Genomic DNA, 8396 nt, shown 5'->3' with positions numbered 1-8396 from the left:
GGGATCGCTTGGGCGGCGGCGGCGGCGTTCGCGGTCGCGGGCGCGCCTGCGGCCGTCGGGCCCGGTTCGGGGTCCGGGGCCTTGGTCGCGGTGGAGGTCATCGTGGTCATGCGGCGGCTCCCGGGCGGTGTACGAGCCGGGTCACGAACCAGATGGCCGAGGCGACCGGTTTGGGCCACAGTCCGGTGCGGCGCTTGTGGCCGAGCGAGAGCAGGACCGGGCACGCGAGCGCGGCTCCGCCGCTGACCAGGATCAGCACGAGCATCAGGATCGACGACGGGTCGCCCTTGAGCGCGTTCTTGACAACGTTGGCGACGGACGGGAACGGGCCCTTGTCGGTGGGCGGGGAGGCGGCGCCGATCGGCGCGGTGGCGGGTGTGGACGCGGCTGCGGACGGGGTGGAGGCGAGCGGGGCGACCGTGGGCGCGGGCGTGGTGTCCGGCGTGGTGCCGCCGCCTCCGTTGTTGCCCCCTCCGTTGTTGCCGCCTCCGTTGCCGGTCCCGGCTCCGTTACCGGTTCCGCCGGCGTCGATGGACACGCCGCCCGTTCTGTTGGATCCCGCTCCGTTACCGGAGTTGCTCGTCGTCTCTTTTCCGCTGTCGGTCTTGGGGTCTTCCGTCTTCGGCAGCTCACCCGTCCACTTGGGCGCGTCCGCGATGGCCTTGCGGGCGGCGGCGATCTGCTGCTTTTGGGCGTCGGACAGCGGGATGTAGCCGGGCGGCAGGCCGCCGACCGTGTGCCGACCGCCGACCTGGGCCTGACCCGGTTCCGCCGCGTACTGGAGGAAGGTGTCGATCTTGTCCGCGCGCTCCGCGGTCAGCTTGTCGGTGGACGCCATGGCCACGTCGGTGACGGTGAGCGGGTAGGCGTTGGGGCTCGTGCTCTTGTAGTCGTTGGTCAGCGTGACGCCGTCGGGTCCCGGCTTCGCGGCGGCGAGGCCGGCGCGGATGGTCGCGGGGTCGGTCGGGTCCGCGAAGTTGCCGGCGGCGTTGCGGATCTTGGCGACGGGGGTGCCCATGCGGGTCGCGGCTTCGAGGGTGGTGATGGTCATGACGTTGTGCGAGCCGTAGCCGTCCGGGCCGCCTTCTTTCATACCGACGCCCGGTTCGGGGAACCGATTCGTCGACTGCGAGTTGCCCAGGCGGGTGGCGATGTCTTCGTAGACGGATTGCGGAACGTTGATATCCGCCAACCTCGGCACCTGATTCGTGTACACCGCGAACGGGTAGTTGACCACATTGGTTCGCCACTCCGCCGGGCAGACGATTTTGTTCTCGTCGGGCTTGCCGGACAACCATTCGGCCGTCGCGGGATCGGCGGCGAGCCACGCGGTGAGCGCCCAGATGGTGTCGTCTTGGACGCCGCGCAGAATCGGTGTGCGATCTATACCTGTATTCGGCAGTTTATTGCCGTTCAGGGCGATGAACTCAGGATCCGCCCATATGCTGAGTATCGATCCGACTCCGGTGGAATCGATGGCGTACGCCCCCGTGATGAGCTTTGCGACCAGACGAGGGGTCAGTTTCATCTCCGTGATGGGCAGGCGCGTCCCGATCTCGTCGACGTTGAACGCGACGACCAGGGCGCCATTGGTCACCGGCGCATATACGGTTTTGTTCTTGTCTCGCACGGCGGGAAGCGGAACCGGCCGGGCGGCGTCCAGTGGACCACCGATCGGCTGTTGGGTGATGCCGATGTCGCTGCCTCCGGAGAGGAACGTCTCTCGCCCGCTCGGTCCGGAACCGGAGCTCACGGTCGCATTGACCAGCCTGGTCTTGGCGGTACACATGCCGACCACCCACGATGCTCCGGCTTGGTTGAACTCACCCGTGCCGTTGACCGACAGTTCCGGGTGCTCCATGCCGGGGCACGAGTCGGCCGCCGGGGCGAAATGCAGCGGTGTGGCGACGGCGTACCCGACGTCCTTCGAAAGCTTGAGGTCGAGATCGGTCGGGCCCAGGCCCGTGCCGACCTGCGTGGTCACCGGCTTGAAGTGGTCGATCGTGCTGTTCGAATCCCCGAGCACGAACACCATGACCGAACAGGCTTGTTGATCGCTGCACCCGAGAGTGGGCAACCGCAAGGAAGGGCGAATCGAGATCCAGGCCTGCCCGGAGCCGTCGGCGGCGGTGGGCAACCCGGTCTGCATGGTCTCCGCCGTGCCCTGCTGCAACGAGGGGATCACGACTACGTTGCCTTCGCGCCAACGCACCCCCCAACAGTCTCGGGGGGCGGGGTTGGCTCCCTTGCACTGCATGACTATGACGCTGCTCGTTCCGGCAGCGACGGTGAAGCCCGTCCACTTCACCAGGACACGCTGGTTCACCAGGCCCTCGGTCTGCGACACGGTGACGGCGGGCGTGGCCGTCGCGGGCGCCGCCGTCGCCGTGAGCACCGTCAACCAACCGGCCAAGAGCGAGACGCACAGGGCCAGGACACCGGCGACGGTCAGCGCGCGACCGGTGGATGTGGTCGATCGTTGGTTGGTCAGCACGGCAACTCCCGTTCGTATCGCCGGTGGCGGGGCAAACGCCCAAGCGGACGGCCCGCGCCGATCCTCGCGCGCGGTGACCGCGCGTCGGCAGCGGAAACCGACAAGGTGTTCGAATGTTCGTCTGGGGCGCACGGACCGGACATCTGCCGGTCACCCGAATCAGGTCGCATCGGGCGCGCTCCTCTTGCCGAGGCGGCTGTACAGGAACGGCGCGCCGAACACGGCAACAGCCAGGCACACCAGGGTGAGGATGTAGAACCACACCGGTGGCAAGGGCGGGTTCGCACCTGCCTCGACCGAACCGGCGCTGATCGGAGCGCCGCCGCCGTTCGAACCGCCGCCACCGCCACCGCTTCCGCTTCCGTTCCCGCCATCGGCCAAGACCTCGCCGGTCCCCGCGTCGGTCGTGGCTCCTCCGCCACCACCTTCCGCGGCCGCGTTGTTCGCGGCCGGTGTGTCGGCGCCGGAGCCGGGAGTTCCGGTGGAACTGCCGGGCGTATTGGCTGCGTTCGTGCCGTTGCCGGTGTTGTTCTTGCCGCCGCCGGTAGTGGTGCCGGTACCGTTGCCGGTCTTGTTGCCGGTTCCGGATTGCGTGCCGTTTCCGGTCTGGCCGGTATTGCCGCCGCCCTGGCTGCCGGGGACGTTCTTCTCGGTCTCCTGCTGGTTCTTCTGCTCCGGCGGTACCCACGCGGGATCGAAGGTCGGGTTGGGGCAGGCGTCGAAATCGGCCCTGGTCGGCTTGGCCAGGTCGGCCGGCAGCGCGCCCGGATCGGGGGCGCCCGGCACCGACTTGATCGCGTCGTAACCGAAGCTCACCAGTTTGGGCGGCAACGGCGAATACCCCAGCGGCGCCGCCTGCTTCTGACCGGCGCACAGGAAGTACTTGATGAACTTCCCGAGTGTCTCGCCCTTGGCCTTCCCGAAGCCGAACTGCTCGGCGGCGGGCACGATCATGTAGCTGTAGCTGGAGATCGCGTACGCCCGACGGTCGGGATTGGTGTAGACGTCGTCGAGGATCTGGGTGCTGTCCGGGTTGAGCCGGGCCTTGGTCAGCGCGACCGATACCGCGTCGGAAGTGGGCTGGGTATAGACGCCCGCGGCGTTCTTGACCGAGGCCACCGGAAACTGGCGCTGGATCGCGTACGCGGTCTCGACGTAGGTGATCGCGCCCTCGCCGTACTGCGCCGCGACGTAGTTGGCCACACCCTCGGAACCCGCCTGCGCCTTGGCCGAGCCCTTGACCGGGAACTCCGAGGTCATCCCGCCGGGGAAGAAGGGCCGCCACACGTCCGCCACCTGATTGGTCAGGAACTGGCTGAACTGCGCGGTGGTGCCGGAACCGTCGGAGCGCACGACCGGGGTGATCGGTGTGGCAGGCAGGGACAGTCCCGGGTTGTCCGCCTTGATCGTCGGGTCGTTCCACAGCTTGACCTGGTTGGTGAAGATCAAGGCGATCGTGCGCGGCGACAACTGGAGGTTACGCACCCGTTGACCGCGGATGTTGAGGTTGTACATGAAGGCCGTGCCACCGGCGACGATCGGCAGGTACTTGAACTTGGTGTTGTCCCGCCGGAGGTTGGCGAGTTCGTCCGTGGCCTTGCCGGCGCGGTCGACGTAGCTGCCCTGGAAGGGGATCTCGGACACCGCGAAGTCGACGAGGTGGCTGGCGAAGTCGGTGCGTCCCGCGGTGGATCCGTTGGCGTTGTAGTCGACCGCCATACCGCGGGCGGCGACGTCGGCGGCCCACTGCTTGGTCGCGGGCGAACTCCACGTGGATCCGCTGCCGTTGATGTTGGCACCGGCCGCGGAGGCGTTGCCGGCCGGGATCGTGAGCAGTGGGATGGTGAGCGCGGCGGCTGTCGCCAGCCGTACCGCAAGCGCCGGGGCGCGCTTGATCCTGATCATGACGTGGGCTCCGGGGTGAGGGACTTGGGTGCGGCGGCCAGGGGACGCCGCATGCGACGCTTCGACTCGCCCGGGACTCGTCCGCCGATCAGGCGAGCGCCGACGAAGAGCACGAGAACAATCAGCAGCAGGGCCACACTGGCGCCCCACGCGAGGGAGTTCAGCTCGTCACTGGGTGACTTGTAGTTCTCCCAGATGAAGTACGGCAGCGAGTTCTGCACTCCGCTGAACGGATTCCAGTTCATCCCGGCGCTGCCGCCCGCGACGAGCAGTACCGGCGCGGTCTCGCCGACCACGCGTGCGCAGCCGAGGATGACCGCGGTCACCAGGCCGCTGCGCGCGGTGGGCAACACCACGTGCCACAGGGTGCGAAACTCCCCGGACCCCAGGGCGAGCGAGGCCTCGCGCAGCCCGTTGGGGACCAGGCGCAGGACGACTTCGGTCGCGCGCGTGACGACCGGCATCATCTCCACCGACAGCGCGAGGCCGGCGGCCAGACCGCAAAAGCCCTGCCCGAGCGAGATGACGAAGAACGCGTACACGAACAGCCCCGCCACCACCGACGGGATCGCGGTCATCGCCTCGACCACCACCCGCACGATGGCGGCGAAGCGTCCACCGACCTCGTTCATGTAGATCGCGGCGGTCATGCCCAACGGCACGCTCAACACGATGGCGATGCCCATCTGTTCGAACGTGCCGACGATGGCGTGCGCCGCGCCGACGGCGACGCCGTCCGCGCTGAGGGCGCTGAAGTGTCGTTGGGTTTCGGTGAAGAAGTCCGCGTCCAGGACGCGACCCGCGCCGCGCACGAACACGTAGCCGATCACGGTGGCGACCGTGCCGACCATGAGCGCGGCACCGGTGGAGATCACCGCCCCCGCCACCCGGTCGTTCGCGGCGACTCGGTCCAGGCGCATGCGGGTGGCCACGGCGTACAGGAGCAGGAAGCTCACGTAGGCGGTGACCAGGTAGCCCTGCCATCCGGAGACGGGCAGGATGCGCCCGTACAGCAGCCACGCGAAGCTCGCACCCGCAACGGCCGCGCCGAGTGCGATGCCGATGTCGTCGGGGGCCACGCGGCGCAGAACCACGCGGCGTTCCTCCGGTGGTTGCGGCACGGCCGCGGTCGGCGGCGCGTCCGGGCCGGGCCGAACGATCGGCTCGGTGACGGTCATCGTCGTGGATCCCCTCGCTGGTGGGTCTGTGGTGCGGTGATTCGGTTTTCGAGTGACTCGGATTTGGGGTGACTCGGATTCGGGGTGACTCAGATTTCGGTGGATTTGCCGCTGCGCGAGCGTGCGACCAGGACGCCGGCGATCGTGTTGACCCCGAGTGTGAGGATGAACAGCGACAGGCCCGCGGCCATCAGCGCGGAGATCGACTCGGTGTCTGCCTCGCCGTACTTCAAGACGATCAGCGACGAGATCGTCGACCCCTGGCCGTCGAGGATGCGGAAGGAGAAGTCGGTGTTGAACGAGATGATCATCGCGACGGCGATGGTCTCGCCGAGGGCCCGGCCCAGGCCGAGCATGACGCCGCCGATCACGCCGCCGCGGCCGAACGGCAGGACCACTGCGCGGATCACGCCCCACCGGGTCGCGCCGAGCGCGAGCGCGCCTTCCTTTTCCCCGGGTGGCGCCTGGCCGAAGACCTCGCGGCTGACGGAGCAGCAGATCGGGATGACCATCGTCGAGACGACGACGCCGGCGATGAACAGCGACGAACTGAACTGGCTGTCCACGAAGCGGGCGTTCACGTCGATCGTGCGGATCTCGAAGATCGGCAGGAAGTCGAAGGTCGTCGCGAGCCATCGGCTGACCGGGATCAGCTGCGGCTGCAACACGAAGAAGCCGAAGATGCCGTAGATGATGCTCGGCACCGCGGCCATCAGGTCGACGATCGTGGTGAGCAGGGCGCGCGCCCGGCGCGGTGCGAACTCGGTGATGTACAGGGCCGCGGTGAGCGCGATCGGTACCGCGACCACGAGCGCGACGAGCGCGACCAGGACCGTTCCGGTGAGGAGCCCGCGCACCCCGAAGGTGCCGCTCTTGGGCTCCCACACGTCCTCGGTGAGGAATCCCCAGCCGGCCCGGTCGAGCGCGTCGGCGCCTTGGTAGAGGAGGTATCCGCCGATCGCCGCGAGCAGGACGAGAACCAGGATCGCGACCCCGCGGGTGATCGAGCGAAACGCGTGGTCGGCCGGAGTACGTCGCACCACGATCCGCCGGGGATGGTCGGTGGACTCCGGTTGTGCAGGCGCGTAGACGGGCGGGTGTGCCATGGCGGGCGGCTCCTGGAAACGGGTGGCGAGCCGGCCTGACGTCTCGTCAGGTCGCCCGGCGCAACACCGGGATGCCCCCCGCCTGGAGACAATCAGAGCGCAGCCCCTCGGGGACTGTCCGCTACGGAAACAACCGGTGCCGTGGGTGTACTGCGGGGGTCGTATCCGTAACGCGCGCACGCCCGATGTTCGGGTTTCCGTTGCAGGCGCGATCCGTTCGCGTTGTCACCTTCGGCCGCCCGCTGCCGTTTCCCTGCCGGACATCCCACCACGATCACCGCGCTGCCAGCGTTGTCGACGTCGGCCAGCACGGTCGACGGCCAGCAATTGCCAAGAGAGAGTTGGGACTTCGAATGTCCAGCGTCTTCAGCATGCGCAAGACCGCCACCGTACTGGGCACCGCCGCCGCCGCGATGGCGCTCGTCGTCGGTTCGAGCGCCGGCGCCAACGCCGCCACCTACGTCAACGCCGGTTCGGACACGCTGCAGAACGTCACCCGGGCGCTGACCACCCAGTACACGACCTTGGGTGGGACCAACAACTGGATAACCGTCGACGCCGGCAAGGCCGCGGGCAGTGTGACCACGGGCAAGGCCGCCTGCAACACCAACTACGGCGCCGGCAAGAGCGCGTGGCCGAACGGTTCGGGTGACGGCATCAACGCGCTGCTCGCCGAGCGCGCCGGCACCAACGCCAACTGCCTCAGCTTCGCCCGTTCCTCGCGCGGCCCGAAGGTCGGCAGCATCCCCGAGAACTCGCTGACCTTCACCAAGGTCGCCGGCGACGCGATCACGTGGGCCACCAAGAAGCCCGGTGTGCCGAACAACTTGACCCAGCAGCAGATCAAGGAAATCTACAACTGCACCATCACCAACTGGAACCAGATCCCGGGCAGCACCGCCTCGGGTGTCATCCAGAAGCACATCCCGCAGGCCGGCTCCGGCACCCGCTCGGAGTTCATCGCCCGCGTGCTCGGTGGCGCCGACCCGACCCTGCCGGCCGGTGGCGCGTGCGCCTCGACCGTCATCCAGACCGCGCAGGAGAACCGCGGCGACGCGCCGCAGATCACCTCCATCGACGCGATCATCCCCTACTCGAAGGCCGCCCAGGGCGAGCAGACCAACCCCGCCACGGGCGTCGGGAACCACACCAACGGCTTCGTCCTCGGCAACATCGACGGCATCGCCCCCAACGGGGCCGGCTTCGTCGGCAACCGTGACGTCTTCTACGTCTACGACGGCACGGACACCGAGAGCGACACCGACGCGATCGCGTTCATCACGTGGGCCACGGCCCCCGCGCAGAAGGCGATCTGGACCTCGTACGGCTTCTCCGTCTGAGCAACACCCGCTTCGCACAGCCGTAGGTGAGGTTTGACGGGCCGGCCGGGTTTCGGGGGAACTCCGGTCGGCCCGTTCTCTCAGCGAGAGTCGGGGATTCGCATGACGATCGGTTTCACCTTGCGCAAGGGCGGCACAGTTGCCGCCACCATCGCGGCTGCGATGACACTCGTGGCCGGTGTGAGTGGTGGAGCCCAGGCCGCTTCCCCCGTCAACGCCGGTTCGGACACACTTCAGAACATCACCCGGGCCCTGACGACTCAGTACACCTCGTCGGGCGATCCGTCCGGCAACAACTGGATCACCGTCGACGCCGGCAAGGCCGCCGGCAGCGTCAACACCGGCAAGGCCGCCTGCAACACCAACTACGGCG

6 protein-coding genes are annotated in these 8396 nt (G+C 68.3%); 2 read left to right on the top strand and 4 right to left on the bottom strand.

Annotation, left to right across the window (positions count from 1 at the left end; genetic code table 11):
• Nucleotides 1–106 precede the first annotated feature (106 nt).
• The 4 genes from GT354_RS11005 to pstC all read right to left on the bottom strand — a co-directional run bounded on the left by GT354_RS11005 (nt 107) and on the right by pstC (nt 6683).
• Entirely contained in the window at nt 107–2494 is a 2388-nt protein-coding gene (locus GT354_RS11005; protein WP_161356102.1) for a hypothetical protein, read from the bottom strand.
• A gap of 159 nt (nt 2495–2653) precedes the next feature.
• Entirely contained in the window at nt 2654–4399 is a 1746-nt protein-coding gene (gene pstS, locus GT354_RS55740) for a phosphate ABC transporter substrate-binding protein PstS (RefSeq protein ID WP_161356101.1), read from the bottom strand.
• Nucleotides 4396–5577: a phosphate ABC transporter permease PstA gene (gene pstA, locus GT354_RS10995; RefSeq protein WP_161356100.1), complete on the bottom strand. Its 1182-nt coding sequence runs from the start codon at nt 5575–5577 to the stop codon at nt 4396–4398. The genes pstS and pstA overlap by 4 nt, the downstream gene beginning before the upstream one ends.
• 89 nt (nt 5578–5666) lie before the next feature.
• Complete coding sequence (gene pstC, locus GT354_RS10990) at nt 5667–6683, bottom strand: phosphate ABC transporter permease subunit PstC (RefSeq protein WP_161356099.1); 1017 nt, start codon at nt 6681–6683, stop codon at nt 5667–5669.
• A gap of 353 nt (nt 6684–7036) precedes the next feature.
• Here pstC and GT354_RS10985 point away from each other — a divergent pair, with 353 nt between their 5' ends.
• Together GT354_RS10985 and GT354_RS10980 are read left to right on the top strand one after the other, a co-directional pair.
• Entirely contained in the window at nt 7037–8023 is a 987-nt protein-coding gene (locus GT354_RS10985; protein ID WP_161356098.1) for a substrate-binding domain-containing protein, read from the top strand.
• A 102-nt stretch (nt 8024–8125) separates the two neighbouring features.
• Nucleotides 8126–8396, top strand: a 271-nt coding sequence (locus tag GT354_RS10980) for a hypothetical protein (protein ID WP_161356097.1), incomplete at its 3' end; no start/stop codon positions are given.

The sequence above is a fragment of the Streptomyces sp. SID3343 genome (assembly GCF_009865215.1).
Taxonomy (GTDB): Bacteria; Actinomycetota; Actinomycetes; order Streptomycetales; family Streptomycetaceae; genus Embleya.
Note: the sequence above shows the minus strand (reverse complement) of the source record. Positions and strands in the feature narration are given on the sequence as shown.

Excerpts from the sequence above, each read along its gene's own strand:
- pstS (WP_161356101.1), bottom strand. The coding sequence starts at position 4,399 with ATGATCAGGATCAAGCGCGCCCCGGCGCTTGCGGTACGGCTGGCGACA.
- pstA (WP_161356100.1), bottom strand. The coding sequence starts at position 5,577 with ATGACCGTCACCGAGCCGATCGTTCGGCCCGGCCCGGACGCGCCGCCG.
- pstC (WP_161356099.1), bottom strand. The coding sequence starts at position 6,683 with ATGGCACACCCGCCCGTCTACGCGCCTGCACAACCGGAGTCCACCGAC.
- GT354_RS10985 (WP_161356098.1), top strand. The coding sequence starts at position 7,037 with ATGTCCAGCGTCTTCAGCATGCGCAAGACCGCCACCGTACTGGGCACC.